Annotated in this window: 24 protein-coding genes; 11 read left to right on the top strand and 13 right to left on the bottom strand. The window is 71.2% G+C overall.

Translation table 11 applies throughout. The features are described from left to right. The first annotated feature begins 48 nt into the window (after positions 1 to 48). A complete protein-coding gene (locus ACSHV8_RS17790) occupies positions 49 to 2,094 on the top strand; it encodes a 2Fe-2S iron-sulfur cluster-binding protein (RefSeq protein ID WP_436534443.1) in 2,046 nt (681 codons plus the stop codon). Here the strand turns inward: ACSHV8_RS17790 and ACSHV8_RS17785 are convergent. Then, positions 2,091 to 2,549 (bottom strand): hypothetical protein, encoded by a 459-nt coding sequence (locus tag ACSHV8_RS17785; RefSeq protein ID WP_436534441.1) that lies wholly within the window; start codon positions 2,547 to 2,549, stop codon positions 2,091 to 2,093. The genes ACSHV8_RS17790 and ACSHV8_RS17785 overlap by 4 nt on opposite strands. A 104-nt stretch (positions 2,550 to 2,653) precedes the next feature. Then, on the bottom strand, positions 2,654 to 3,169 hold the full coding sequence (locus ACSHV8_RS17780) for a hypothetical protein (protein WP_436534439.1): 516 nt from the start codon (positions 3,167 to 3,169) through the stop codon (positions 2,654 to 2,656). A gap of 63 nt (positions 3,170 to 3,232) precedes the next feature. On the opposite strand from ACSHV8_RS17780, the gene ACSHV8_RS17775 reads away from it, so the two are divergent. Continuing rightward, positions 3,233 to 4,210 (top strand): helix-turn-helix transcriptional regulator, encoded by a 978-nt coding sequence (locus ACSHV8_RS17775; RefSeq protein WP_436534437.1) that lies wholly within the window; start codon positions 3,233 to 3,235, stop codon positions 4,208 to 4,210. Positions 4,211 to 4,283: 73 nt separating this feature from the next. Here ACSHV8_RS17775 and ACSHV8_RS17770 read toward each other — a convergent pair whose 3' ends face one another. The 5 genes from ACSHV8_RS17770 to ACSHV8_RS17750 form a co-directional block, all read right to left on the bottom strand. Beyond that, complete coding sequence (locus ACSHV8_RS17770) at positions 4,284 to 5,492, bottom strand: MFS transporter (protein WP_436534435.1); 1,209 nt, start codon at positions 5,490 to 5,492, stop codon at positions 4,284 to 4,286. Positions 5,493 to 5,561: 69 nt separating this feature from the next. Continuing rightward, a complete protein-coding gene (locus ACSHV8_RS17765) occupies positions 5,562 to 5,912 on the bottom strand; it encodes a nitroreductase/quinone reductase family protein (protein WP_436534433.1) in 351 nt (116 codons plus the stop codon). A 41-nt stretch (positions 5,913 to 5,953) separates the two neighbouring features. Beyond that, entirely contained in the window at positions 5,954 to 7,813 is a 1,860-nt protein-coding gene (locus ACSHV8_RS17760) for a subtype A tannase (protein WP_436534431.1), read from the bottom strand. Positions 7,814 to 7,993: 180 nt separating this feature from the next. Further along, on the bottom strand, positions 7,994 to 9,142 hold the full coding sequence (locus ACSHV8_RS17755) for an MFS transporter (protein WP_436534429.1): 1,149 nt from the start codon (positions 9,140 to 9,142) through the stop codon (positions 7,994 to 7,996). Between the two features lie 39 nt (positions 9,143 to 9,181). Then, positions 9,182 to 9,637, bottom strand: a complete 456-nt coding sequence (locus tag ACSHV8_RS17750) for a helix-turn-helix transcriptional regulator (protein WP_436534427.1) — start codon at positions 9,635 to 9,637, stop codon at positions 9,182 to 9,184. 45 nt (positions 9,638 to 9,682) lie between these two features. Here ACSHV8_RS17750 and ACSHV8_RS17745 point away from each other — a divergent pair, with 45 nt between their 5' ends. The 3 genes from ACSHV8_RS17745 to ACSHV8_RS17735 all read left to right on the top strand — a co-directional run bounded on the left by ACSHV8_RS17745 (position 9,683) and on the right by ACSHV8_RS17735 (position 13,613). Next, entirely contained in the window at positions 9,683 to 10,162 is a 480-nt protein-coding gene (locus ACSHV8_RS17745) for a cell division protein FtsX (RefSeq protein WP_436534424.1), read from the top strand. A 106-nt stretch (positions 10,163 to 10,268) separates the two neighbouring features. Next, the gene (locus tag ACSHV8_RS17740) at positions 10,269 to 11,231 is read left to right on the top strand and encodes a S66 peptidase family protein (protein WP_436536804.1); all 963 of its coding nucleotides are present in this window, start codon (positions 10,269 to 10,271) and stop codon (positions 11,229 to 11,231) included. Positions 11,232 to 11,516: 285 nt separating this feature from the next. Beyond that, positions 11,517 to 13,613, top strand: coding sequence for a HelD family protein (locus tag ACSHV8_RS17735; protein WP_436534422.1), 2,097 nt, complete (start codon positions 11,517 to 11,519; stop codon positions 13,611 to 13,613). On the opposite strand, the gene ACSHV8_RS17730 is transcribed toward ACSHV8_RS17735, so the two are convergent. The 3 genes from ACSHV8_RS17730 to ACSHV8_RS17720 are packed head-to-tail and all read right to left on the bottom strand — an operon-like array spanning position 13,577 to position 16,209. After that, the gene (locus ACSHV8_RS17730) at positions 13,577 to 14,599 is read right to left on the bottom strand and encodes an ABC transporter substrate-binding protein (RefSeq protein WP_436534419.1); all 1,023 of its coding nucleotides are present in this window, start codon (positions 14,597 to 14,599) and stop codon (positions 13,577 to 13,579) included. The two genes, ACSHV8_RS17735 and ACSHV8_RS17730, sit on opposite strands and share 37 nt — an antisense overlap. Beyond that, on the bottom strand, positions 14,592 to 15,368 hold the full coding sequence (locus ACSHV8_RS17725) for an ABC transporter permease (RefSeq protein ID WP_436534417.1): 777 nt from the start codon (positions 15,366 to 15,368) through the stop codon (positions 14,592 to 14,594). The genes ACSHV8_RS17730 and ACSHV8_RS17725 overlap by 8 nt, the downstream gene beginning before the upstream one ends. 43 nt (positions 15,369 to 15,411) lie before the next feature. Then, positions 15,412 to 16,209, bottom strand: a complete 798-nt coding sequence (locus ACSHV8_RS17720; protein ID WP_436534415.1) for an ABC transporter ATP-binding protein — start codon at positions 16,207 to 16,209, stop codon at positions 15,412 to 15,414. Positions 16,210 to 16,375: 166 nt separating this feature from the next. Here ACSHV8_RS17720 and ACSHV8_RS17715 point away from each other — a divergent pair, with 166 nt between their 5' ends. The 4 genes from ACSHV8_RS17715 to ACSHV8_RS17700 are packed head-to-tail and all read left to right on the top strand — an operon-like array spanning position 16,376 to position 19,951. Next, positions 16,376 to 17,965: an ATP-binding protein gene (locus ACSHV8_RS17715; RefSeq protein WP_436534413.1), complete on the top strand. Its 1,590-nt coding sequence runs from the start codon at positions 16,376 to 16,378 to the stop codon at positions 17,963 to 17,965. Then, the gene (locus tag ACSHV8_RS17710) at positions 17,962 to 18,624 is read left to right on the top strand and encodes a response regulator (RefSeq protein WP_436534411.1); all 663 of its coding nucleotides are present in this window, start codon (positions 17,962 to 17,964) and stop codon (positions 18,622 to 18,624) included. Before ACSHV8_RS17715 ends, ACSHV8_RS17710 begins: the two co-directional genes overlap by 4 nt. Positions 18,625 to 18,668: 44 nt before the next feature. Continuing rightward, a complete protein-coding gene (locus ACSHV8_RS17705; protein WP_436534409.1) occupies positions 18,669 to 18,983 on the top strand; it encodes a PadR family transcriptional regulator in 315 nt (104 codons plus the stop codon). After that, entirely contained in the window at positions 18,983 to 19,951 is a 969-nt protein-coding gene (locus ACSHV8_RS17700) for a hypothetical protein (protein WP_436534407.1), read from the top strand. The genes ACSHV8_RS17705 and ACSHV8_RS17700 overlap by 1 nt, the downstream gene beginning before the upstream one ends. Here the strand turns inward: ACSHV8_RS17700 and ACSHV8_RS17695 are convergent. Further along, positions 19,945 to 20,412 carry a DUF6232 family protein gene (locus ACSHV8_RS17695; RefSeq protein ID WP_436534405.1) on the bottom strand — a complete coding sequence of 156 codons (468 nt, stop codon included), beginning with the start codon at positions 20,410 to 20,412 and terminating at the stop codon, positions 19,945 to 19,947. The two genes, ACSHV8_RS17700 and ACSHV8_RS17695, sit on opposite strands and share 7 nt — an antisense overlap. Positions 20,413 to 20,650: 238 nt before the next feature. On the opposite strand from ACSHV8_RS17695, the gene ACSHV8_RS17690 reads away from it, so the two are divergent. Further along, positions 20,651 to 22,240 (top strand): methyl-accepting chemotaxis protein, encoded by a 1,590-nt coding sequence (locus ACSHV8_RS17690; RefSeq protein WP_436534403.1) that lies wholly within the window; start codon positions 20,651 to 20,653, stop codon positions 22,238 to 22,240. Here the strand turns inward: ACSHV8_RS17690 and ACSHV8_RS17685 are convergent. Next, entirely contained in the window at positions 22,209 to 22,556 is a 348-nt protein-coding gene (locus ACSHV8_RS17685; protein WP_436534401.1) for an STAS domain-containing protein, read from the bottom strand. The genes ACSHV8_RS17690 and ACSHV8_RS17685 overlap by 32 nt on opposite strands. Positions 22,557 to 22,711: 155 nt before the next feature. Here ACSHV8_RS17685 and lysX point away from each other — a divergent pair, with 155 nt between their 5' ends. Next, positions 22,712 to 26,017, top strand: a complete 3,306-nt coding sequence (gene lysX / locus ACSHV8_RS17680; protein ID WP_436534399.1) for a bifunctional lysylphosphatidylglycerol synthetase/lysine--tRNA ligase LysX — start codon at positions 22,712 to 22,714, stop codon at positions 26,015 to 26,017. A gap of 99 nt (positions 26,018 to 26,116) precedes the next feature. Here lysX and ACSHV8_RS17675 read toward each other — a convergent pair whose 3' ends face one another. Beyond that, complete coding sequence (locus tag ACSHV8_RS17675) at positions 26,117 to 26,614, bottom strand: RICIN domain-containing protein (protein WP_436534397.1); 498 nt, start codon at positions 26,612 to 26,614, stop codon at positions 26,117 to 26,119. Positions 26,615 to 26,708: the final 94 nt, after the last annotated feature.

Raw genomic sequence — 26,708 nt, 5'->3', positions numbered from 1 at the left:
CGGCGAAAGCGAGTACCGAAAAGCTGAAACTTTGCTCAGAATATAGTGATGAGCAGCAGAAATACACTGGCGACGGTGGGTCAGGTCGAGGCGGTGGTGGGGCGGCCCAACCCGCTGGTCAACCTGAAGCAGGTCGATCGGCTCGACGACGGTTGTGTCGCGGTGCTGGCGCATTCGCCGATCGCCGGTTTCGGCTACCTGGACGCGGCGGGGGATCGGCGGGCCACGTTCGTCGGCGGGACGCCCGGGTTCGTCCGGGTCCACTCGCCGCGGCGGATCTCCTTCGAGCTGACCGAGGCGGAACCGATCACCGGTGGAGTCTCGTTCGTCTTCCTGCTGCCGGGCATCGGGGAGACGCTGCGCCTCAACGGCGTCGTGACCGATCAGGAACGGTCACGGTTGCAGGTGGACGTTCGGGAGGCGTACGTCCACTGCGCCCGCTGCATCATCCGCTCCCAGCTCTGGGAGCGCCGAACGACAAGGCTGAACCGGGTAGATGTCCGGAACGCCCTGGAGGCCATGCCGTTCTTCGTCGTCACCTCGGGCGACGCGAACGGTGGCAGCGACACCAGCCCCCGCGGCGATCAGCCCGGTTTTGTCCGCATGCTCGACGACAAGACGATCGCCATCCCGGACCGCAAGGGCAACCAGCGCGCCGACACCCTGCACAACCTGCTCCAGGACGACCGGATCGCGCTGGCCGCCCTGCTGCCCGGCCGCAGCGAGATCCTCCGCCTGCACGGCACCGCGACGATCACCGACGACCCTGATCTTCTTCGGACCATGGCGCTGCGCGGCATGGCCCCGCACGCCGCCCTGATCATCCGGATCGCCGACGCCGAGGTAGCCACCGATCCCGCCGTCGCCGACCTGTGGAGCGCGCGGGTCGACCCCGGCGCCGTGCCCGATCTGAACGTCCTGGCCGCCCGGCATGCCGCCGCCAACGCGGCCGGCCCGACCGGTGTCCTGCTCCGGGGTCTGGCCCGCGTGGCGCGCCCGTTCAGCCGTCTGATGGGCGCGATGCTGCGATCCCAGGTCCGCAAGGAAGGCTATGCGCCGGGCCGGCCGGGCGACGCGCGCTCATCCCGGGAGATGACGATTGCCGACGTACGGCGTGAGACCCCGCACGCCGTGACCCTGGTCCTGGAAGACCCGGAACGCCCGATCGACTTCCGTCCCGGCCAGTTCTTCACCCTGATCACCGAGATCGACGGCCGTCCCGTCCGCCGGGCCTACTCGGCCTGCTCGGCGCCCGGCACCGGCCGGCTGGAGGTCACCGTCAAGCGGGTCGACGGCGGTGTCTTCTCCACCCACGCCGACCGGGTGCTGCGCCGGGGCGACCGGATCACGGTCCGCGGCCCGTCCGGCCACCTCCCGGCCCCCACCGGTGACCTGTTCATGGTCGCCGCGGGCAGCGGCGTCACCCCGATGATCAGCATCATCCGGGCGGTGCTGGCCGGGCCGGGCACGAGCCGGCTGGCCCTGCTCTACGGCAACCGGGACGAGACGAGCATCTTGTTCGCGGCCGATCTCGACCGTCTGCGGCGCGACCACCCGGAGCGCCTGACCGTGACCCACCAGCTGACCCGGCCCGGACCGCAGTGGTCCGGCGACCGCGGCCGGCTCGACGCCGGCAGCGTGCGGAAGTGGCTGGACCGGGCCGGCCCGTCACCGGCGGCGACGTACCTGCTCTGCGGCCCGGACCCGGTCATGGCAACGGCCGCGGACGTGCTCACCGAGCGCGGGATTCCGGCCGGCCGCGTCCACCGCGAGAGCTACACCAGCGCGGTGACGACCCCTGCCGGGACCGGGCCGCACCCGATGACCGTCGAGGACGACGGCCACCTGGTGGCGACCGTGACCGTCGAACCCGGCCAGACGCTGCTGTCGGCCGGGCTGGCGGCGGGCGCTCCCATGCCGTACTCGTGCACGGTGGGTAATTGCGGCGAGTGCGTGGTGCGTCTGCGCACCGGCGAGGTCGCGATGAGCGAACCCCACTGCCTGACCGTCGAGCAGCGGGCCGCCGGCTACGTGCTGACGTGTGTCGGGCAGCCGCTCAGCGCGGTCGCGGTCGACCTCGCCGACCCGGCCTAGGCACTCGATCGGACGGTGGACGTGCGGGCCACGGGGGTCCGCCCCCGCCGCGCGAACCCCCGGCCGGCCGGGCGGGCCCCCGGCGTCCGGGTGGTGTCCGCGGCGCGGTTCACGGTCCGGCGCAGGCTCGGGTGGCGGGTCTCCCACGCCTCCCGCACCCGGACCGGCAGATGCAGGTCCCGCCACACCCGGCGCAGCATGGCCGGGTTGATCAGGTCCTCCACCTCGCCGCACCCGGCCGCCTCGCACAGGACCTGCTCGTAGGCGTGCCGCAACTGCGCGGGATCCTCCAGGTCGTAGCGACGGCGGCTGGCGTGCCCACAGGCCATGTGATGCGGGACCTCCAGCACGCCGAGGCTGTTGCCGTGCAGATCGTCGATCCGGTCAGGGACAGCTGGAGCCCGGTGTGCCGCGCTACGATCCCGGCGGCCGTCACGGGTGGCGACGTACGACATGTCCTACAGGCTAGGTCGCCCCGGGCCCGCCTTCCCCCATGTCGCGGCCACCTGTGACCGCAGTTCACGGCTGTGCCGGATGGGACACCGCGACCTCGCGGGTTTCAGATCAAACCCTGGAAGACCGATTCGACGTACGTTCGTCTGGCCGTGACGTCGCGGGTGGAGAGCAGGTAGCGGGTCCAGGCGTGGTGTTCGTGCGCGACCGCGGCGAACTCCCACACGCACATCACGCCGCGGTGGGGTGCCGGCGCCATCGGCTCGAACGGTTCCGGCTTCCGGGCGTCCTTGACGTAGACCGACTCCCACATCTCGTTGTCGCCGCGCCACGTGCACACCAGCAGCAGGTGCACGTGTTCGCCGGACAGGTGGTGGATGGCGAAACCGAGGTCCCCGGCGATCGGCAGCCGCCCGGTGCCGACCTCACCGGCCAGGAAGGCGCGCGCCTCGGCCGACCGTTCCGGGGCGATGGCCTGGTCGGGGCGGCACAGGTCGTACCACTTGAGAATCGTGCTCGGCAGCAGCAGCGGGTCGCCGGGCGTGACCTGCTTGGTCACGTGCCGGTAGCCGGCGTCGACGACGTTGCCCACGGCCGCCAGACGCTCGTCGGTGATGGTCATGCGCGCATTCTGGGCGGCTACCCCTGACATCTTCTGTCAGGGGGCTCGGGCAGACTCAGGTCTGTGCGTGCCAGCCGACTGCTGTCCCTGCTGATGCTGCTGCAGAACCGGGGGCGCCTGAGCGCGACCCAGCTCGCGGCCGAACTGGGCGTGAGTGTGCGGACGATCTACCGGGACGTGGAGGCGCTGGCCGCGGCCGGTGTGCCGGTCTACGCCGAGCAGGGGCCGGACGGGGGCTACCAGCTGCTCGACGGCTATCGGACCCGGCTGACCGGGCTGACCGCGGACGAGGCCGAGTCGCTGTTCCTGAGCGGGCTGACGCAGCCGGCGGCCGAGCTCGGGCTGGGCGCGCAGCTGGCCGCGGCCGAGCTGAAGCTGACGGCGGCGCTGCCGACGCCGTACCGGGAGGCGTCGACGCGGATCCGGCAACGGTTCCACCTGGACACTCCGGGGTGGTACCGGGAGCCGGACGCGGTGCCGCACCTGGTCACGCTGGCCGACGCGCTCTGGCGGGACCGGACCGTCGAGGTGCGGTATCGACGCTGGTCGCCCACACCCGGCGAGGTGACCCGGCGGCTCGACCCGCTGGGTCTCGTCCTCAAGGCCGGCGTCTGGTACTTGGTCGCCGCCGGTCGGAGCGGGCCGCGCACCTACCGGGTCTCGTCGATCGTGTCCCTGCGGGTGCGGGACGAACACGTCGTCCGGCCGGACGGCTTCGACCTGGCCACGTTCTGGCGGGAGCACGTCGAACGCTACGAACGCACGGAAACCGACGAGGTGGCGGTCGTGCGCCTGACCGCGGACGGGATCAGGGCGCTGCCCGGGGTGCTCGGGCCGAAAGCGGCTCGGCTCGCGCTGGCCACCCTGGAAGCGGTCGATGAACAGGGGTGGCAGCGGGCCACGATCCCGATGGAGAGCGTGGCGCACGCGGCCGCTCTGCTGCTGCGGCTGGGCGCGGACGCGCAGGCGGTCGAGCCGCCCGAGCTGGTCCGGCACCTCACCGAGCACGTCCGGGCACTGGCGCGGCTCTATCCGGGATAGGACGAGCGGACGGGTGACCCGTGGGTGCCGGGCCACCGCCGTACGTCGGAAATCGGAATTTTATGGATGCAGGTCAGGCCTCGGTGGCGCGGCGGGGCTGGAGGACGCCGGCCAGGACGATGACCAGCAGGCCGGCGGCGGGCACGACCAGCAGACCGGCCCGCAGTCCGCTGTGGTCGGCGACCGCGCCCACGATCGGCGGCGAGAGCAGGAAACCCAGCCGCATCAGCCAGGAGACCACGGTCAGGCCGGTGCCGGGTTTGAGGCCGGGCAGTTCGTCGGCCTCGTGCATCGCGGCCGGGACCAGCGTCGCCACCCCGAAACCGGCGGCGGCGAAGCCGAGGATCGTGCCCGGCACGCTCGGGAACGCCAGGGCGATCCCCATGCCGACGGCCACGATGACGCCGCCGGCGCGGGCGACGGCGCGCTGCCCGAAGCGGTCGACGAGCCGGTCACCGATGGTCCGGCCGAGGAACTGCGCACCCACCAGGGCGATGTAACCCCAGGCGGCGACCGCGGCCGCGGCGTGCAGGGAACCGGAGAGGTAGAGCGCGGCCCAGGAGTTGCCGGCGTCCTCGACGAGGGCGCCGCCGATGGCGATGACGACCAGGGCCCCGACCATCAGCCAGATCCGGGCGCTGACCGCCGGCCGGGCCGCGGGCCGGCCGGCGGTGGTCCTCTCCTCGACCGGCTCGGCGTCCGGACCGGGCAGCGCGAACCGCAACGCGACCAGGGCGATGATCACGAACAGGGCGCCCGAGATGCTCAGGTGCGCGCCGAGCGGCAGGCCGAGCGCGATCGCGACGGCGGCCATGGCGCCACCGGTGACCGCGCCGATCGACCAGATCGCGTGGAACGAGTTGATGATCGAACGGCCGTAGCGGCGCTGCACGCGCAGGCCGTGCGCGTTCTGCGCGACGTCGGTGATCGCGTCCATGGCGCCGGCCAGGAACAGCGCGGCGGCGAACAGGACGGCGGCCGGGGACAGGCCTGCGGCCAGGACACCGGCGCCGGTCAGGACCGTGCCGGCGACGGCGACCCGGGCCGAGCCGAACCGGCGGATCAGGATGCCGGCGGCCATGCCGGCGACGATCGCCCCGGTGGGGAAGGCGGCGACCGACAGGCCGTACGCCGCGTTGCTGAGACCCAGATCGGACTTGATCTGCGGATAGCGGGGGATCAGGTTCGCGAACAGCGCCCCGTTGGTGAAGAACATCGCGCCGACCGCGACACGCGCGCGGCGTGCGGCGAGATCCGGCTCGGCGAGGATCTGGGAACTCATGCGTACGAGCGTACACAAGCGCTGTGTACACCCGTACATAAGCATGGGTTGTGTTGTGGAACACAGCCCTCAGTCGAACTGGATCTCCACCAGCGGGCTCCCGTCGATCCAGCTCTCCAGGCTCCCGCCCCAGCCCAGACCGGGCACGATCGCGCCGAAGACGCGGGCCCGCTCGCCCGGATCGGTCACCGCACGCCCGCGCACCCGCAGGTCCCGATCGGTGAGGTGCAGCGTGAACCCGGGGTTGGCCAGCACGTTGGCGTACCAGTCGCGCGACCCCGGGCTCCCGGTCAGCCAGTAGCGGCCGTCGGCCAGGTAACGCCACGTCTCGATACGCCGCGGCTGCCCGCTCCTGCGCCCGATCGTGGTGATCTCCACCGTCTGCTGCCGCTCCAGCGCCCGCCGCGCGTCCTCCGTCATGCGACCCATGCTGCGACCTCAAGTGAGCTTCAGGTCAAGCCTCACTTGGCGACGGTGTCCTTGACCCAGGCGATGAAGTTGGCCGTGGCCTCGCCGGTGCGCTCGGCCATCGTGTGGCCCAGACCCCAGACCGTGGCGAAGTCGACGTCGCTCACCCCGTAGTTCTGCAGGGCCAGGACCAGGTTGACCTCGGTCGCGTTGGCCGTGTCACCCTGCATGATCCCGGTGCGGATCCGCCAGTGCGGCGCGACCGTGCTGCTCTTGTAACCGGCGTAGGACGCGTTCAGGTAGTACAGCGGGGTGTACGCGTTGACCCGCGCGGCCATGGCCTGCCCGACGGCGTCGGTCTTGGCGAAGTCGGTGGTGTAGGCCGAGGAGGCGTAGTCGTCCTTCCAGCCCGAGATCTTCGCGAACGCGGCCTCGTTGGCGGCGACGACCTGCTCGGCGACCGGGGAGAAGTGCAGGCCGGCGGTGCCGCTGCCGAAGACGACGTTCTCGCCGATGCTGCGGTCCGGGCCGTCGAAGGCACCGACGACCTTGGACGGGGTCTTCTGGCTCTTGATGAACCCTTCCAGGTCGGCGACCTTCGCGGTGTTCGTGGCCGCGTCGTAGGTGACCCACTGGCCGGTGCTGTTGAGGTGCGTGAAGTACTCGGCGACGGTCTTGTAGGTGGTGGTGTCGGTCTGCTGACCGCTGCCCGGGATGCCGCCACCGGGCATGCCGCCGCCGGGGGCGCCGCTGGGCATCCCCGCCCCACCCGGGGCACCGCTGGGCATCCCGGCGCCGCCGGGAGCGCCGCCGCCCGGACCGCCGGCCCCGCCCATTCCCGCCATGAAGGAGTTCGAGGGCGTGTACGGAAACTTCGTGTCCGTCAGGAAGTTGTTCAGCGACTCGTTGACCACCTTCACCAGGTAGTCGTAGTAGGTGCCGGCCAGATAGACGCCGGAACCCGACTTCTCCAGCGACAACGTCGTCCCCGACGAGTCCTTCAACCCGAGCTTGTTCTGATGCGCCGCGAACGCCTTGGCCAACTCCGTCGAGTAGCTCTTCGTCCAGGTCCCGTCGGCCCGGGTGTCGCTGGTCGAGAACTGTCCGAGGTTCCATTCGTAGGACGCGTTGGCGTAGTCCAGGCTCGTGATCGGGCACCAGCACATCGCCCCGGCGACCGCGTCACTAATCGTCTTCCCGCTGCTGTCCTTCATCGCCGCACCAAGACTTTCCAGGTACGGCGTGTACAACTCGCTGTCGCCCGAGCTGCCCATGACCGCCGACTGCGCCCCGCCGCCACTCATCCCGAACACGACGATCCGGTCCTTGCTGCCGGGAATGGCCTCCGCGTTGTAGCGGACGTACCGCACCGCCGCCTTCAGATCGGTCACGCCCCACGGCGCGTTGCCGGTGTAGCTGTCCGAGTTGCTGTCCTTGCCGCGCAGCCCCGGGTGCACGTAGACGTAGCCGGCCTTCATGTACTCGGACACGGTGTCGTAGCTGTAGGCGGTCAGGGGCGCCTGCGCCGCGTACCCCGGCGTGTTCACCGGCAGCACGATCGGCGCCGTCGCCGCGGTGAAATCCCCGACCTTCCCGGCGGCGTCGATCTTCACCGTGTACGTGCCGTCGCTGTTCTTCGTCCCGCTGAAGAACTTTCCCGGTACGAACACGCTGAGCGACTCGTAGTCGGTGGCGGCCGGCTTGGCCACGTAGTACTTCCCGATCTGGTAGTAGACGTCGTTCGTCTCGTCGTAGCTCCACGTCGCCGCGTCGAAGGTCAGCGACCCGGTGGCCGCCGCCGGGGCGTCCGTGCTCGAGGGCGAGTCGTCGTCGCTGCACGCGGCCAGGCCCAGCACGCCGGCCGACGAGGTCACCGCCGCGACCTGGAGGAGGGTTCGCCTGCGCAGTTCCATGATGGGGTCTCTTTCTCGCGTTTCTTCGTCGATGCCGCGATGAACCGGACCCGCGTTCCTGACATTCTAAGAATTACCTGTGAATATCATTTACGTGATTCCGGCGGTGCGGTGTGAGGCTCCTCCAGCGTCCCCATTTCGACACCCCTCGACATCCACCACGAGAAGCCATTCCGACTACTACCGCAGTAGTACGCCGCCGCGTTCCCCCGATGCCGAGGAATGCGACCCGAGCGTGAACGCGACCCCGCCCAGCCCGGCCACCACCGCGCAGACCGCGAGCGTCGCCCGGTACCCGAAGTGCTCGATCGTCACCCCGGACAGAAACCCGGAGACCAGCAGCCCGGTCGTGGCCGCGTTGGCGAACAGCGTCGTCGCCCGCCCGGTCGCCGGCGCGAGCAGATCCTGGAAATACCGGAGGCCGGCCGCCCCGACGATCGCGATCGCCACCCCGCGCAGCGCCTGCACGGCCACCAGCGCCACCGTCCCGGTCGGCACCAGCATCAGCGCGTAGTACGCGGCCATCGCGCCGAAACCACCGAGGATCAGTGCCCGCTGGCTGACCCGGTCCGGCAACGCGGCCAGCCCGAGCGTGGCCACCACCTCGACCGCGGCCCCGGCGCTGATGATCACCCCGACCGTCCCGGTCGACTGGTGCAGGGCGCGCGTGACGTACAGCGGAATCGCCAGACCACCCGCGAACATCGCTGCGAAGAACAGCGTCACCCCGGCCGTGAGCAGCACCGGCGTGCCACCCGGCCCGGACGACTCGGCCGCCCGGACCGCACCCGGCCGCGGCACCGCGACCAGCGTCAGCGCGGTCACCAGGAACACCCCGGCCGCCGTCCACATCAGCCCCGAATAGCCGCCCCGGGACAGCACCAGCGCACCCAGCAGCGGCCCGACCGCCCAGGCCAGGGACCAGCCCGCCCGCAGCAACGGCGCGGATCGCTGACCGGTCGCGCCCTCACCCAGCACCGCCCGCGCCAGCGCGAACACCTGCGGGAAAGCGGCCCCGGTGGCGCCCAGCACGGTCGCCGCCATCAGCAGCAGCACGAAGAAGGCGGTGACCCGGGGGAGCACCGTGTAACCGGCCGCACCGAGCAGGATCACGGCGATCGCGTACGCCCGCGTCGGCCGCCGGTCGAACCGCCGCCCCAGCCACCAGCCGATCGTGATCCCGCCGATCGCGAACACCGACGACCATACGCCGATCTGCAGTGGCGTCAGCCCGACCACATCGGCGCCGAACAGGACGATGTACGAGTTGACCATCGCGTCCGCGACCCCGAGCAGGAAGACGGCGGCGAGCAGCACGAGGAAGGGCACGCCCCTTCGTACCGTCCGGGTGCTCCCGGCGACAGCGAATTACGGCCCGGCGCGATAACGGCCCGGAGTGGTGCCGACGATCGCGCGGAAAGCGGCGATGAAGCCGCTCGGATTCGACCAACCGCAGGCGTGCGCGACCCGCACGGTGTCGTGCCCCTCGGCGAGCAGAACCAGCGCCCGGTAGATCCGCAGCTGGGTTCGCCATTCGTAGAAGGTCATGCCCAGTTCATCATGGAAAAGCCTGCTCAAGGTACGGGCACTGGCCCCGGCCGCCCGTCCGAGACCGTCCAGCGACGTCGTGTCGGCCGGGTCCTCGTAGAGCCGGCGCGCGACCGCCCGCAACCGGTCGTCGCGCGGTTCCGGCAGGTGAAGCGGCTGCTCCCGGGCCTCCCGCAACTCGTCGACGAGAATCCGGCGCCCGCGCTCCGGCGGGCCGGTGAGGTGACGGCGGACGGCTCCCGCGCCGGAGTTCAGCGCGCGCCCGTCCGCCGTCACCTCCCGGGATCACCGGTTTGTAGCTGATCGGTAGTCTCGCCGTTCGTGCGTACTTTGAAGATCGTCGTTGCTCTGTTGGTCGTGGTTGCCGGGCTCGCCGGGTGCAGCCTGTTCGGGGGCGGCGGGTCGTCGCAGGATGAGCAGATCCAGCAGTACCTTGACGAGAACGCACAGTTCACCGTGTTCCTGCGAGATGACGTCACCGACGCGCAGCGCAAGGATGTCGAGGCGGCGTTGCGGGCTCTGCCCGATGTCGCAGAGGTTGCCTACGAGGACAAGGCGGCCGCGTTTCAGCGCTTCGCCCAGCTGTATTCGGCTGAGCCGGATTTAGTGTCGCAGGTCAGCAAGGACGCGCTTCCGGAGAGCTTCCGCGTGCGGATGGCCGACAATGCCGCTATCCGGAAGGTCCGGGCCGAGGATACGGTGAAAAACCTGCCGGGTGTGAACAAGACCGTCTTCACCTGCACTACCGTGCAGGAATGCCGCGAGTTCTACGCGAAGAAGCCGAGTCCGCAACCGTCCTGAACCATCGACTGCCTTGACTGCAGCGATCGGTCCGGGCAACGTTCGGCGGATGACGATCTCTCGCCGTACGCTCATCGCCATGGCAACCGCGGGAGCCGGCGCCGCGATGGCCGGAAAACCGGCCGAGGCGGCCACCGCGCACCGGGTCGTGAAGGCGCCCGCCCTCCAGCCCGGGGACCGGGTGCGCGTGGTCGCGCCGGCCGGCGTGCCGGACACCCGGCTGGCCCGCGGCATCCAGATCCTGGAGAGCTTCGGCCTGGTCGTGGAGCCGGGTGCGCACCTTTACGACCGGTTCGGCTACCTGGCCGGCACCGACGAGGACCGGCTGGCCGACCTCAACGCCGCCTTCCGCGATCCCGGCATCCGCGGTGTTTTCGCTGCTCGCGGCGGCTACGGGACACAGCGCATCATCGACCGGCTGGATCTGGCCGCGGTGCGGCGGGATCCGCGGGTCTTCGTCGGCTTCAGCGACCTGACCGTGCTCAGCGGCCGCCTGTGGACGGCCGCGCACCTGGTCAGCTTCTACGGTCCGATGATCAACTGGACGGATTCGCGGACCGGGCCGGTGGAGATCGAGTCGCTGCGGCGGGCGGTCATGACCGACGACCCGATCGTGCTGACCAGCGACCCGGCCGAGCCCAGCGCCGCCGTCTCGGTCCCCGGCGTCGCGACCGGCACGCTGCTCGGCGGCAACCTGACCATGATCCAGGCCAGTCTCGGCACCCCCGACCTGCCTGATCTGCGCGGCGCGATCCTGCTGGTCGAGGACACCGACGAGGGACCGTACAGCTACGACCGCATGCTGACCCATCTGATCCGGTCGGGCGCGCTGCGCGGAATCGCGGGCGTGGCGATCGGCCAGTTCACGAATGCCGCCGGGTCGGCCGGGCAGTGGACCGCGGCCGAAGCCGTGCAGGACCGGCTCGGCGGGCTGGGCGTTCCGGTGCTCGGCGGCCTGCGCGTCGGGCACGGCAACGGGCAGCTCACCGTCCCGCTCGGCACCCGCGCCACCATCGACACCGCCGCCGGCGCGCTGACCGTGGCGGCCGGCGTCGACGCCGCCCCGTAACGGGCACGATGCTCGGACTCCGGCCACTTTGCCGGCCGGGCCCGCGGGGAGAGCGGACTGCCGCTGCGGTCAGCGCATTTCGACAGGTCTTGCGGCCGGGGACGAGCGGGCGGGAATCCGGTGGGCCACATTCACGGCGTACAGTCAAGAATTAATTGTTTTTTGGGAGACAGGATCCGTCGGGAGAAGGCAATGTCTGCTTTCTCACCCGGGCCATGAGGCCGATCCGCGATTATTGTTGCCGCTCGACAGAGGGTGGCACGGTGATTCGGGGGTCGGTAAAGAATGCGGGCGCTGGTCGAAGAGCAGCAATTCCTGGACGCGGCGATGGATCGGCGCGATCAACTGCTGGAGCATCTGCGGGCCGAGCTCGCCGAGCCGGCCGCCGACGAGTTGGGGCGGGCCCGGCAGCGCGGCCTGCGGCGGCAGTTCGAGGAGTTGCAGCGGGCCGGTGACGGCCTGGTTTTCGGGCGCCTCGACGCGCTCGACGGCACCGTGCGCCACATCGGACGGGCCGGTGTGCGGGCCGCCGAGGAGGATGCGGATCCGCTGGTCGTGGACTGGCGGGCCCCGGTCGCGCGGCCGTTCTACACGGCGACCGCCCGGGAGCCGCAGGGGCAGGCGCGTCGCCGTCACGTCCGGGTCGACGGGCGTGTGGTGGCCGGTGTCGACGACGAGCCCCTGGACGGTTCGGCCGGTGGTGACCTGGTGGGTGAAGGTGCGCTGCTGGCGGCCCTGGACCAGCGGCGCACCGGGACGATGTCGACGGCGATCGCCACGTTGCAACGCGAGCAGGACGACATCATCCGGGCCGGGGCGAGCGGGCCGCTGATCGTGCAGGGCGGGCCGGGCACCGGCAAGACGGTCGTCGCGCTGCACCGGGTGGCCTATCTGCTCTTCACCCACCAGCAGATGGCCGAGCAGGCGGTGCTGGTGCTCGGGCCGTCGCCGCGCTTCCTGGACTACATCGCGCGGGTGCTGCCTGCGCTCGGTGAGACCGCGGTCGTGTCGGCGACCTGCGACACCCTGCTGCCCGGCGCCGAGGTCGAGCGGGCCGAGAGCCGGGAGGTGTCCGAGATCAAGGGGCGCGCGTTGTGGCAGGAGGCCTTGGCGGCGTACGTGCAATCACTGCTCCCACAAGCGCGTGACCTGCGGCTGCGGTGGGAGGGTGATTTCTACGTGCTCGACGCGGCCGTCGTGCGGCAGGCGCTGGCTTCCGCCGTACCCGGGAAGTCCTATCATCGTGCCCGCGGTGCCTTCGCCGAGCAGGTTCACCACCTGCTCGCCGACACGGTCGCGGAGCAGCGCGAGGCCCTTCTGGACCAGATGGAGGAGGGGTACGAGGAGCTGCTCGCCCGTTTCGACCGGTCGGCCCCGCCGCCGGTTTCCGGGACCGGCTCGGACGTCAACGGGCTGCTGTCCGAGGACGAGATCGAGGAACTGCGCGAACGGATCGCCGCCGACCCGGCCATCGCCCGGTTCCTGGAGACGTGGTGGCCGACCCGTTCCCCCGAGCGCACGCTGCGGGAATTCCTCGCCGACCCCGGCCTGCTGAGCCGATTCGCGCCCGGCCTCTCCGCGCCGGAGGTCGCGCTCGTCGCCGCCGAACCGACACCCTGGTCCTCCGGCGACCTTCCGCTGCTCGACGCGATCACCGACCTTCTCGGCGAGATCGAGAAGGACAATTCGCCGGGGTACGGCGATGTCGCCGACCGGGCCCGACGGCAGCGCGACTGGGTCTACGGCCACGTCGTCGTCGACGAGGCACAGGAACTGTCCGAGATGCAGTGGCGGATGGTCCTGCGGCGCTGCCCCGGCCGATCGATCACCGCGGTCGGCGACATCGACCAGGCCGAGGCGTCACACCGGCACACCACGTGGGCGGAGGCGGTGCGGGCGACCCTGGGGGAGCGGTGGACGGCCGCCGAGCTGACCATCTGCTACCGGACGCCGCGCGAGGTCATGGCGTTGACCGGGCCGGTGCTGGCCAAGGCGGGCAGCCGCAACTCCCCGCCGCGGGCGGTGCGGTCCTCCGGCATCGACCCGTGGGAACGCGTGGTCACGGCGGACGATCTACCTTCGGCCGCCGCGCAGGCCGTGGCCGAGCTGCGGCAGCGCTGGACCGGCGGAACCGTCGGGGTGGTCGCCCCGACGGCCCGGATCGCGCAGCTCACCGCCGTACTGCCGAATGTTCCCGTGCTGACCGCGAGCGAGGCCAAAGGCCTGGAGTGGGATGCCACCCTGCTCGTCGACGCCGACGGGATCGCCGCCGAGCCGCGCGGGTGGAACGGCCTCTACGTCGCCCTCACCCGCTGCACGCAGGAACTCGCCCGCCTGTCGGTCGACTACCCGGCCACCTTCGAGGTGAAGGCGGTGGTGTAGGTCTTGGACAGGTCCACCTGGTCCTTCTTGCCCTTGACGTTCGGGGAGAACTGGCTGAGGACCTCCAGGACGTTCTTGGCGCCGTCCTCCTTCATCAGGCCGTCGCCGTTGAACATGCCGATGCTGTCGTGGACGGCTTGGGCGTACAGCTGCGGGTCGCCCGCCGCGAATTCGGCCGGCATTTTCGCGGCGATCTCCTCGGCGCTGTGTCCCTTGATCCAGCGCAGGGTCTTGACCAGGGCGTTGGCCAGCTTCTGGACCTGCTCCGGGTGGCTGTCGACCCAGGCGCAGTCCATGTAGAGGGAGCTGGCCGGGTACAACCCGCCGAGCGCCGCCCGGGTGCCCTCCTCGGTCCGCATGTCGAGCAGGATCCGGCCTTTGCCGGTGCTGATCAGTTTGGCTGCGGTGGGGTCGGTGGTCATGCCGGCGTCGATGCCGCCGTTGTCGATGGCGGCGATGAACGTCTGCCCGGCGCCGGCCTTGACCGTGGTGTAGTCGGCGCTGGTCAGCCCGGCCTTGGTGGCCAGGTACTGGGTGAGGAAGTCGGTCGACGAGCCGGAGCTGGTGACGCCGAGCTTGCGGCCCTTGAAGTCGGCCGGCGACTTGATGTCCGAGTTCGCGGCGGTGATCTCCACCTCGCCGGGCACGTCGGCGAACTGCACCACCCCGGTGATGCACTTGCCTTTGGTCTGCAGGTCGATGGTGTGGTCGTAGAAGCCGACCACGCCCTGCACGTCGCCGGAGATCAGCACGTTCTCCGCGGTCGCGCCGGACGGCTCGGTGAGCAGCTGCACGTCCAGGCCTTCGTCCTTGAACCCGCCGAGCTGCTCGGTCAGTTTGGCCGGCAGGTAGATGACCTTGTCGATGCCACCGACCATGATCTTGATGGTGCCGCCACCGTTCGACGCGGTGTCGTCCGGGCTGGTGCCGCGGCATCCGGTCAGGGCCAGCGCGGCGACGGCGGTGAGCGCAAGGAATTTACGCACGTTGTTCTCCTGAGGTCTGAACCGGGGGACGCCAGCGAAGGAGACGGTTCTCCAGCAGCGTGAGGAGCCATTCGGCGAGCAGCGCGACGACGGTGATGATGATCATTCCGGCGTAGATGCCGGCCGCGTCGAACGTGCCCTGAGCGTTGGCGATGAGCAGGCCGAGGCCCTTGTCGGCGCCGGCGTACTCGCCGACCACGGCGCCGATCAGCGCGAACCCGAACGCCGCGTGCAGCGACGCGAAGATCCAGCTGGTGGCGCTCGGCACCACGATCGAGGTGAGCACCTGGGTGCGCGAGGCGCCCAGGATGCGGGCGTTGTTGACCAGATTCCGGTCGACCTCGCGGGCGCCCTGGAAAGCGTTGAAGAACACCGCGAAGAAGACCAGCACCACCGCGGTGGCCACCTTGGAGGTCAGCCCGAGCCCGAACCAGATGATGAACAGCGAGGCCAGGACGATCCGGGGCACCGCGTTGGCCGCCTTGATGAACGGCGCCGCGACCTCGGCCACGAACCGCGCCCGCCCGAGCAGGATGCCCAGCACGACACCGGCGACCGCACCGATCACGAAGCCGAGCACCGACTCCTCCAGGGTGATGATCAGCTGCGTCCAGACCGAGCCGAACGCCGTCCCGGTGGTGAACCAGTCGACCAGCCGTTCCCAGATCGCCGACGGTTTCGAGTAGAAGAACGGGTCGATCCAGTGCGTCGCGGCCAGTTCCCAGCTCCCCAGCCAGACCACCACGAAGATCAAACGAACAAGCCACATCTGCGTACGGCGATTGAGCGGTCTTTTCGTTCTCACCAGCAGGTCAGCCGACACGACTCGCCACCTCCCGCGCCCGCGCGACCTCGTCCCGCAGGCTCTGCCAGATCTCCCGGTAGGTGGCGACGAACTCCGGGGTCATCCGGATCTCCTCCACGTCCCGCGGCCGGCGCAGCGGCACGTCGAAGACCGCCTTGATCGTGGCCGGGCTGGACGTCATCACCACCACCCGGTCGGCCAGCGCGATCGCCTCCTCCAGGTCGTGCGTCACGAAGATGACCGCCGCCCCGGTGCCCTGCCACAGCCGCAGCAGCTCGTCCTGCATGAGCTGGCGCGTCTGCACGTCGAGCGCGCTGAACGGCTCGTCCATCAGCAGGATCCGCGGCTCGTTGACCAGGGTCTGGGCCAGCGCCACGCGTTTGCGCATGCCGCCCGAGAGTTGATGCGGGTAGTAGCCCGCGAAAGCGGCCAGCCCCACCCGTTCGACCCAGACCATTGCTTTGGTACGGGCGTCGGCCCGGCTCAGCCCGCGGTAGCGCGGCCCGGCGGCCACGTTGTCCACCACCGACCGCCACGGCATGATCGAGTCGGTCTGGAACATGTACCCCACGCCGTCCGGGATGCCGCGCACCGGCACCCCGTCGACCTCGACCTCGCCGCTGGACGCCGGCTCCAAGCCGGAGACCAGCGACAACGTCGTCGACTTACCGCAGCCGGTCGGGCCGACCACCGCCACGAACTCGCCCGCCGCGACCTCGAACGTGAGGTCCCGGACGGCGGTGTGCGGTTGGCCACCCGTACCGGGGAAACGCTTGGTCGCGTTCCGCAACGCGATTACCGTCAAGGTCAGCGCCTCCTCGTTGTTACGCCGGTATTTCCTTGCCGAGACGGTAGGAAGACGCGCGGCGGGCCGGAATCCTTGTGGAGGTTGCGGCGCTAACCCGCGTTGACCGCGTATTGCGCGTTTTGCTCATCGACTCCAGCGCCGGGACCGGCGTTACAGTGCCGACATGTCACGCCGTCCCGTCCCCGTCGCCTGGCAGGTCCTCGGCCTGCAGGTCGGCCTGCTGGTGGTCGTGTTCGCGATGGGCTGCACGCTGATCGGCTGGCTGTTCAACACCGAACTGACCGAGCAGTACGGCACCCGCGCGCTCGCCGTCGCCCACACCCTCGCCGCCGACCCGGCCGTCCCGGCCGCGGCCGCCACCGGTGACCCGGCCGGGCTGCTGCAGGCCCGCGCCGAGGCCGCCCGCCGGGCCAGCGGCGCGCTCTTCGTGGTGATCACCGACCGTAACGGCCTGCGGCTGGCCCACCCCAACCCGGAGCGCCTGCACGAGCCGGTCAGCACCGACCCGTCGGCCGTGCTGGCCGGCCAGGACACGATCAATGTGGAGCAGGGCACGCTCGGCCTGTCGGCCCGGGGCAAGACCCCGCTGCGGACCGCCGACGGCACCGTCGTCGGCGAGGTCAGCGTCGGCTTCAAGGTGGCCTGGATCCAGAAGTACGTGTGGCGCCAGCTCGGCCTGGCCGGGCTCGTCGCCGGCTGCGCGCTGCTGCTCGGCGTCGCCGGGTCGGCCCTGCTCAGCCGCCGCCTCAAACGCCTGACCCTGGGACTGGAACCGGCCGAGCTGGCCGAGCTGATGCGCGAGCGCGAGGCCGTGCTGCGCGGCATCAGCGAGGGTGTCCTCGCGGTCGACGCGACCGGCCGGGTCACCGTCTGCAACCGGGAGGCGGCCCGGCTGCTCGGTGCCGGACTCGGGCCGGGCACCCCGGTCACCGAGGCCGGCCTGCCGCCCGGGCTGGTCGCCGTCTTCGAACGACGCGAGGCCGACAACGAGATCACCGTGGCCGGCGACCGGGTCCTGGTCGTCAACTACCGCGCGGTCCGCCGGGACGGCCGCGACCTGGGCGGGGTGCTGACCCTGCGGGACCGGACCGACCTGGAGAACGTGACCCGCGAACTGGACTCGGTGCGCACGCTCAGCCGGGCGCTGCGCGCGTCCCGGCACGAGTTCGCCAACCGGCTGCACGTGCTCTCCGGCCTGCTGCAGAACGGGCACCGCACCGAGGCCCTGGAATACCTGCACGCCGTCTCCGGCAGCGCGCTCGCGGCGGCCGGGCCGGTCGGGGCGGTCGACGACCCGTACCTCCAGGCCTTCGTCGCGGCCAAGACCGCCGAGGCGGCCGAGCGGGACGTGCGTCTGACCCTCTCGGACACCAGCTGGGTCGGCACCCGGGTCACCGCACCGGTCGAGGTCACCACGGTCCTGGGCATCCTGGTCGACAACGCCCTGGACGCGGCCCGGCGCGGCGCCCGCCGTCCGGCCTGGATCGACCTGGCCCTGCTCTCCGACGACGACGCGCTGCACATCTCGGTCGTCGACTCCGGCGACGGCGTCGACCCGGCCCTGACCGAGCAGATCTTCACGGCTGGGGTCACCACCTGCGGCGAGGAGGGCCGCGGCCTCGGGCTGGCCCTGGCCCGGCAGGCCGCCCGGCAGCTCGGCGGCGACGTGAACCTGAGCGCGGCCACCGGCGACGGCCACGGCGCGGTTTTCGAGGCCCGGCTGCCGCATGCCCTGGTGGCGGTCGCCGCGTGATCCGCGTGCTGGTCGTCGAGGACGACTTCCGGGTCGCGCAGGTCCACGTCGGTTTCACCGCCCGGGTCGACGGCTTCGTCGTCGCCGGGACGGCCCGGACGGCCGCCGAGGCCCGCGCGTTCCTGGCCGCCCGCCCGGTCGACCTGGTCCTGCTCGACAGTTACCTGCCCGACGAGCCCGGCCTCGACCTGCTGGCCGAACTGACCGCCGACACGATCATGCTGACCGCCGCGTCGGACGCCGACTCGGTCCGCCTCGCCCTGGCCCGGGGAGCGCTGAACTACCTGGTCAAGCCGTTCACCGCCGAGCAGCTGGGTGACCGGCTGACCGCGTACCGCCGCTATCGGACCGCCCTGTCCGGCCGGCGCACCCTGGCCCAGGACGAGATCGACCGCGCCTGGCGGCTGCTGCACGAGGGCGACCGTCCGGCCGTCCCGAAGGGCCAGTCCGCGGTCACCGTGCACCTGGTCAGCGAGGCCCTGCGGCACGCCGCAGCCCCGCGCACGGCGGCCGAGATCGCCGACGAGCTGGGCATCTCCCGGGCCACCGCCCAGCGCTACCTGGCCGCCCTGGCCCGCGACGGCACCGCCGAGATGCGCCTGCGCTACGGCACCACCGGCCGCCCCGAGCACCGCTACCGCTGGCTGGTCACCGGCTGAACGGACGATGCCGGCACGGTTCTCTACCTATATAGAGTTCCGATGTGGTCCGATCGAGGCGCCCGTCGGCGCAGACCCTCCTGGTGCTGAACGCGCTGGTCCGCGAGCCGGCCGAGTGGCGGTACGGCTATGAGCTCGGCCGGCAGGTCGGGTTGAAGGCCGGCTCCCTCTACCCGATCCTGATCCGGCTCTGCGACCGCGGCCTGCTGGAGGCGAGTTGGGAGAGCGACCCCACCCCGGGCCGCCCGCCCCGGCATCTGTACCGGCTGACCGGCGACGGCGTGCGCCTGGCGGCCGACGCGGTGGCCGAGTCCGCCCCGGCCGCGACGCCCGTCCGCCCCCGGCTGCGGGAGGCGTGATGGGACCGGACGTTCCGGAGCGGCTGCTGGCCGCGGTCGAGCGCGTGATGCCGGCCGGCCGGCGCGCCTGGGGTCGCGCCATGCGGGCCGAACTGGCCGCGATCGACCGGCCGGCCGACCGCCTGGGGTTCGCGTGGGGCTGCGCGCGGGCCGCCGCGGCGCAGTTCCACCTGCTGCGCGGCGTGATTCACCTGGCCGTGGTGCTCGGCGCGCTGGGCGCGGTCCTGGCCTGGGTCGTCGCGCTCGGCTATCCGCCGCTGATCGCGGTCCTCGGCCCCGCGGTGACGGTCCTGGCCGTGGTGACCTGGACGGCGCGACGGACCGGAATGCTCGGTCCGGCCGGCGACAGCGCCGGGGCGTGGCTGCTGCGAGCGAGCGGCTATCTGCTGGCCGGCGCGATCACCGTGACCGGTCTGGCCCACCGGCACCCGGCGACCCCGGAGGCGGCCGACTCCGGGGCGGGCATCCTGGTGTTTTCGATCATCGGGGCCGGTCTGCTGCTGGCCGCCGCCATGCTCGCCTCCCGCCGCTCGGCGGCGACCGCCCGGGTGCTGATCGCCGGCACCGGCAGCGGCCTGGCCGGCGCGGTGATCTGGGTGCTCGCCGTGCTGGTGGCGCCCCCGATCCCGGCCTCCACCGGGTGGGCGCTGGCCGTGGCCGGGATCGCCGGGGTCACCGCCCTGGCCGCCGGTCGCGGCCGGACCGGAACGACCGCCGGCGCCCTGCTGTCAGTGCTGCTCGCGGTGGCCGTCACCCTCGTGTCGATCTTCGTGGCGGTGGTGTTGCTGGCCCACCTCGGCCCGGATTCCGTCATTCCCGACATCACGCCGTTCGCCCTGGACGGGCAGCACATCGCCGAGAGCCGGGTGGAGATCGTCGACCCCTACATCCTGGTGGTGGTCCTCGGCGGGCTGGCCGCGACCGCGCTCGGGGCGGCGGGCGTGCTCACCCGCCGTACGTCTCAATAGTGGTTCTGGGGTTGCTGGGCGTCGTCGTAGTCGTCCAGCGCTCGGGTCAATGCGCGGCACACCTGCCCGTAACGGATGGCGTCGTCGGTGCTCAGGACCCGGACCGGGGCGCGAGCGACGCTTATCCACAGCTCCTGGCGGCGGCCGTAACGGCGGATGTCCTCCATCGCCTGCAGGCCGGACGAGCCGGCGGCCAGGTGGGCGATGACCCGCACGAGGAGGATGGCGGCGACCAGGAGCAGGCCGCGACCGGCCCAGATCCATCGGGTGGTCCACCACACCGCACCCTCGACGACGATCGCGACCAGCAGGATCGCCCAGGCCAGCAGCGCCTTGCGCCCCGCCGTGCGGCGGCCCCCGCGCCAGGCCTCCTCGATCTGGCCCAACGGGTACGCCCGGCCGTGCACCTCGACGCCCGACGCGGCCACCGTGATGTCCGCGTCCTGGTAATAGATCCGCATCCCGCACCACCCATCCATTCCCAGAATGCGTCGGCCGGCATGATCAGGTCACCGGTCCGCACCCGTTCGAGCTGTCGCATTCCGTCACCGCGGACCGGGCGGACGATCCGGAAAGGCTGACTTTTGGCAGGTCGGCGGCGGAAACGCGGAACCGGCGCCAGGGGGTGGGGATCTCGGTAATCTGACCGATGATCAGTTGTCGATGAGGGACCGCTGCTTGATGCCGGGAGACGTGGCAGTGAAGAGCTGGTTCGGTGACCTGAGTGTCAACATCAAGATCCTGGGCACGGTCGGTGTGGCTGCGGCGGTCGCGATCGTCGTCGGCGTCACCGGGCTGGCCGGGTTGTCCAAGACCAGCGCGGCCGCGCGACTGATCTCGACGAGCAACGTCGCCAGCATCACGGCGGTCGGGCAGCTGAAGGCCGCGGTCGAGACGACCCAGGGGGACTCGGCCAACCAGGCGCTGTCGCCGGACCCGGCGGTGGCCAAGACGTTCACCGATGCGTTCACCGCCGATCTGCAGGCGTTCGACGACGCGATGACCGCCTACCGCGCCAGCAACCCGGCCGGGAAGCCGGACACGATCGACGCGCTCGACAGCACCTGGGGCCAGTACACCACGATCGCCAAGGACCAGCTCCTGGCGCTCGGTTCGTCGAACAAGCTGTCGGCCTGGTCGAAGGTCCGCGACGAGCAGGTCAAGCCACTGATCGAGAAGGTCGGCGGCTACCTGGACGAGCTGGACGCCGCCGAGAGGGCCGACGCGGTCAAGAACTCCGACAGCGCCCAGCAGACCTACACGTTCAGCCGCCGGTTGTCGCTGAGCATCCTGACCGGGGGTGTGCTGGTGGCGATCGGGATGGGCGTCTTCGTGGCCCGCCGCATCGTGCAGTCGCTGGACAAGGTCCGTCAGGTCTGCGACGCGATGGCGGTCAACGACCTCACCCGGACCTGCGGGCTGTCCACCCGGGACGAGCCGGGCCGGATGGGGCAGGCCCTGGACGCGGCGATCGTCAGCCTGCGCCAGACCGTGACCACCATCGAGGACTCGGCGTCGGCGCTCTCCGGCGCCTCGGACCGGATGAACGGCACCGCGGCCAACATCGCCAACTCCGCGCAGGAGGCGTCGAGCCAGGCCCTGGCCGTGTCGGCCGCGGCCGAGGAGATCTCGCGCAGCGTGGACACGGTGTCGGCCGGCAGCGAGCAGATGGGCGCGTCGATCCGGGAGATCTCCGAGAACGCGTCCGAGGCGGCCCGGGTCGCCGCCGAGGCGGTCGACGTCACCGCCGCCACCTCGGCGACGATGGGCAAGCTGGGCGCGTCCTCGGCCGAGATCGGCAACGTCATCAAGACGATCACCACCATCGCCGAGCAGACCAACCTGCTCGCTCTCAACGCGACGATCGAGGCGGCCCGGGCCGGGGAGATGGGCAAGGGCTTCGCCGTCGTCGCGTCCGAGGTCAAGGACCTGGCCCAGGAGACGGCCCGGGCCACCGAGGACATCTCCCAGCGTGTCGAGGCGATCCAGGCCGACACCAGCGGAGCGCTCAGCGCCATCGAGGAGATCTCCGCGGTCATCGCCCGGATCAGCGACTTCCAGACCACCATCGCGTCGGCGGTCGAGGAGCAGACGGCCACCACGGCCGAGATGAGCCGCAGCGTGTCCGAGGCGGCGTCCGGCACCAACGAGATCGCGCAGGGCATCAGCGGGGTGGCGTCGGCGGCCGAGGCGACCAACCAGGGAGTGGTCGAGACTCAGCAGGCCACGGCCGAGCTGGCGCAGATGTCGCAGCAGCTCACGACCCTGGTGGCCGGCTTCCGCCGGTGACGTGACGGACCCGGTGGGCCGGCACGCCGGCCGAGGCCAGCCGGTCGGCGACCTCCGGCTGCGGGTGGTCGAGGAAGACCGCGACCTTGTGCTCGTCGCCGAGCAGGCAGGCGGCGGCCAGCGTGCCCAGGTTGATCGGGTCGACCTGACCGACCTCGATCAGATCCACCACCAGGCGCAACGGCCGGGTGTGCCGGATCGCGTGCACGAGCGCGCGCTGCAGGTCGACCGCGTCGGTGTCGCCGAGGCTGCCGTGCGGCCGGATCACCAGCGTGCCGTCGGGTCCGGTGCCGATGTCGACCGTCGTCGCGGTCATCGAGTCAACCTTTCGTCACCCGAAGTTTTCCGAGTCGTCAGGCTACGGGGAATGGTCCGTTCGGTCGATCCAAAGTGGAGAAAGTTCACCTGGTCACGGCGCGGTCACCTGTTCGGACCAACACGGCGTGCGTACCTCGGATAACGTGAGCGCCCGTGGCAGCTGTGGACGCCGACGGGCGTGAACGTCAGGACCGGATAGCGGCGTGGCCGGGGCGGATCGTCACGATCGCCGGGGTCTGGGTGGTGCTCAGCTTCCCGCTGCGCGCCTTCCACTGGACCTGGACCGTCGACTACCTGTTCGGGCTGGTCAACGTCCCGGCCGAGCCGAACCTGTTCATCGCCGCCGTGCTGCTGCTGATGGGCAGCGCCCTGCGCCGGCGCCTGCGGGCCGCGTTCGTGCTGATCCTGATCTACCAGGTGATCGCCACCCTGCTCGACGCCGTGATCGCCGCGGTCGGGATCGCGTTCTGGTACCAGCCGGAGAAGGCCGACCTCGACCTGTCCCGGCCCGAGCTGATCGTCACCATCGCGGCCGTTCCGATCGGGCTGGTCGTCACCGTGCTGCTGTGGCGGGCGCGGTCCGCGTTCCCGGCCCGCCTGGCCCACGCGTCCCGGCGTACGGCCCTCGCGGTCCTGGTCGGTGGCCTGGCCACCGCCTGGGCCCTGGCGTTCAGCTGGAGCTGGCTGTTCCCGGACACCCTGCACGGCTCGGGGGAGAAGGTGCGCTGGGCCAATCGGTCGGCGTTCGGGCTGAGCGCGGCCGGCGACAACGCCGGCCTGCACGGGCACCACGGGCATCACTGGGTGTCGCTGCTCGCCTCGACCGTGTCGGCGCTGGTGCTGCTCGGCGCGGTCGCGGTGTTCCTGCGCTCGGCCCGGGCCAAGCTGTACCTGGGCGCCGAGGCCGAGGTGCGGCTGCGCCGGCTGGTGCTGGCCGACGGCGAGCGCGACTCGCTGGGCTACTTCGCGACCCGGCGCGACAAGTCGGTGATCTTCTCGCCCGACGGGCGGGCCGCCATCACCTACCGGGTCGTCGCCGCAGTCAGCCTGGCCAGCGCCGATCCGATCGGTCACGTCGGCTCGTGGCCGGCCGCGATCGCCGAGTGGCGGGCCGAGGCGCGCCGGCACGGCTGGTTCCCGGCGGTGCTGTCGGCGAGTGAGGCGGGCGCCAACGCGTACGTCGAAGCCGGTCTGAAAGCGTTGAGCATCGGCGACGAGGCGATCCTGGAGGTCGCCGGATTCCACCTGGACGGGCGGGCGATGCGCCCGGTGCGGCGGGCGGTGACCCGGGTCCGCAACGCCGGCTACACCAGCTCGGTGCGGCGCCAGGGCGCGATCGGTGCCGACGAGCTGGCCGCATTGGATCAGCTGGCCGCGGCCTGGCGGGGCGACGGCTCCGAGCGCGGCTTCTCGATGGCGCTCGGCCGGTTCGGCGACCCGGCCGACGAACGGTGCGTGGTGGTGACCGCGCACGACCCCGACGGTGTGGTCCGCGGCGTGCTCACGTTCGTGCCATGGGGTGTGCGCGGGCTGTCGCTCGACCTGATGCGGGCCGACCGGCAGGCCGAGAACGGACTCACCGAGTTCATGGTGGCCGCGCTGATGGAGGCCGCACCCGACCTCGGCGTGCGCCGCGTCTCGTTGAACTTCGCGATGTTCCGCTCGGTGTTCAGCTCGGCCGACATGGTCGGGGCCGGACCGGTCACCCGGCTCACCGACGCGGTGCTGTCCGTCGCGTCCCGGTTCTGGCAGCTGGAGTCGCTGTACCGGGCCAACGCCAAATACCTGCCGGCCTGGACACCGCGGTTCCTCTGCTACGACTCGTCGCTGACGCTGAGCCGCGCGGTCCTGGCCGCCGGCATGGCCGAGGGGTTCCTGCCGTCGCTGGCCCCGGCCGTGCCCGACCCGACCGGCGAACTCGTCGGCGACGTCCCGTTCCTCGACGCGATCCGCGACCAGGAACAGGAACTGCTGCGCCCGGTGCCGCCGGCCCGGCGCCTCAGCCAGCAGCAACGCGCCCGGCTGGCCAAGATGGAACGCCTGGCCGAACCCTACCCGGCGACCGTACCCCGGACGTCGACCCTGGCCGAGGTCCGCGCCGCCCACCCGGAGCTCGGAGCCGACGCCCGCACCGGCGCGCACGTGTCGGTCACCGGCCGCGTCCGCGCCCTGCGCGACCTCGGCGGTGTCCAGTTCGCCGTCCTGCAGGAGGGCGAGACCACCCTGCAGGCCATGCTGACCGAAAAGGACACCCCGGAGGCGGACCGCGACCGCTGGCGGCGCACCGTCGACCTGGGCGACCACGTCAGCGTCACCGGCGAGATCGTCACCTCCCGCCGCGGCGAGCTGTCGATCCTGGTCAGCGCCTGGACGATGGCCGCGAAATGCCTGCGCCCGCTGCCCGACGCGCACGCCGGCTTCACCGACCCGGAGGCCCGGGTCAGCCAGCGTCACCTGGATCTGCTGGTCAACCCCGACGCGATGCGGGTGCTGCGCCACCGCAGCGCCGCGGTGCGAGCATTGCGCGAGGCGTTTTTCGTACGAGGGTTCGCCGAGGTCGAGACCCCGATGCTGCAGGCCGTGCACGGCGGCGCCACCGCACGCCCGTTCCGGACCCACATCAACGCCTACGACATGGAGCTCTACCTGCGCATCGCCCCCGAGCTGTACCTCAAGCGCCTCTGCGTCGCCGGCATGGAACGCGTCTTCGAACTCAACCGGAACTTCCGCAACGAGGGCGTCGACGCCACCCACAACCCGGAGTTCACGTCGCTGGAGGCGTACCAGGCCTACGCCGACTACACCACGATGCGCGAGCTGACCCGCGAACTGATCCTCGAAGTGGCCACCGCCGTGCACGGCCGTCCGGTGGCCATGCGCCCCGAGGGCCCGGTCGACCTCAGCGAACCATGGCCGATTCTGACCGTCCACGAGGCGGTCAGCCGCGCCACCGGTGTCTCACTGAATTCACAAACCCCGATTGATTCGGTACGGGAGGTCTGCGCGAGCCACCACGTCCACGCGCCCGCCGACGCCACCCCGGGCGAACTGGTCGTGGAGCTGTACGACGCCCTGGTCGAGAAGCAGACCACGTACCCGACGTTCTACACCGACTTCCCGTTGGAGACGTCCCCGCTGACCCGCACCCACCGCACCGACCCGCGCCTGGCCGAACGCTGGGACCTGGTCGCGTTCGGGATGGAGTTGGGCACCGCGTACTCGGAGCTGATCGACCCCGTCGAACAGCGCAACCGCCTCACCGCCCAGTCCCTGAAAGCGGCGGCCGGCGACCCCGAGGCGATGCAACTGGACGAGGCGTTCCTGACCGCCCTGGACTTCGCGATGCCACCGACCGGCGGCCTCGGCCTGGGCGTCGACCGCGTCGTCATGCTCCTGACCGGCACCCCGATCCGCGCGACCCTGGCCTTCCCGTTCCACCGCCCGGCCGCCGCCCCCTGATCGTCAGCTCGGCGCTCGGACCATGCCCGGTGGGACACCCGGGGGCGACGCCGGCAGCTCAGCCGGCGTCGTCCCGGGCAGATGCTTGTCAGACCGGACTCACGGCACCTGGAACATCCACAGCTGGGCGTCGTTGCCCTGGCAGGTGTACTGCATCAGCGAGCTCTTCGGTCCGGCGACCGTGTCCAGGCACTGGTTGACCGCGTAGTGCTGGGGGTCCCGCCAGAGCCGGCCGTCGTTGCCCAGCACGACCCCGACACTCCACTGCTGGGCGAAGGTGTCGTTGCAGGTGTACTGCTGGACGACGGCGAACGGGGACTGGGAGTTTCCGCGAACGTCGATGCACTTGTTGCTGTGCACGTTCCGGAACCGGGTGGCGCCCAGTCCGATGTCCTCCAGCCACCACTTCTGGGCGTCGGTGCCGTTGCAGGGCCAGATCCGCAGCTGGACGGAGTCGGCGGTGGACCCGCCCGGCACGTCGACGCACTGCCCGTACGCCTTGTTGTAGATCTGGAACGGCCCGGCGGTGGCCGCCTGCGCCGGAGTCGCGATGGTGGCGATCCCGGCCACCAGGGCCAGCACCGCGACGATCCTCATCAGGTTTCGTATCAACGTTCTTCCCCTCGTCAGCGGGGTTTTCCCCGTCAGATCCGACGGTAGGGAGAGCGCGAGGCCCGGGCATCGGCATCCG

This window comes from Actinoplanes sp. HUAS TT8, assembly GCF_051380535.1.
In the GTDB taxonomy this organism is placed as follows: Bacteria; Actinomycetota; Actinomycetes; order Mycobacteriales; family Micromonosporaceae; genus Actinoplanes.
The sequence above is the reverse complement of the archived record's forward strand: the minus strand, read 5'-3'. Positions and strand labels throughout refer to the sequence as shown.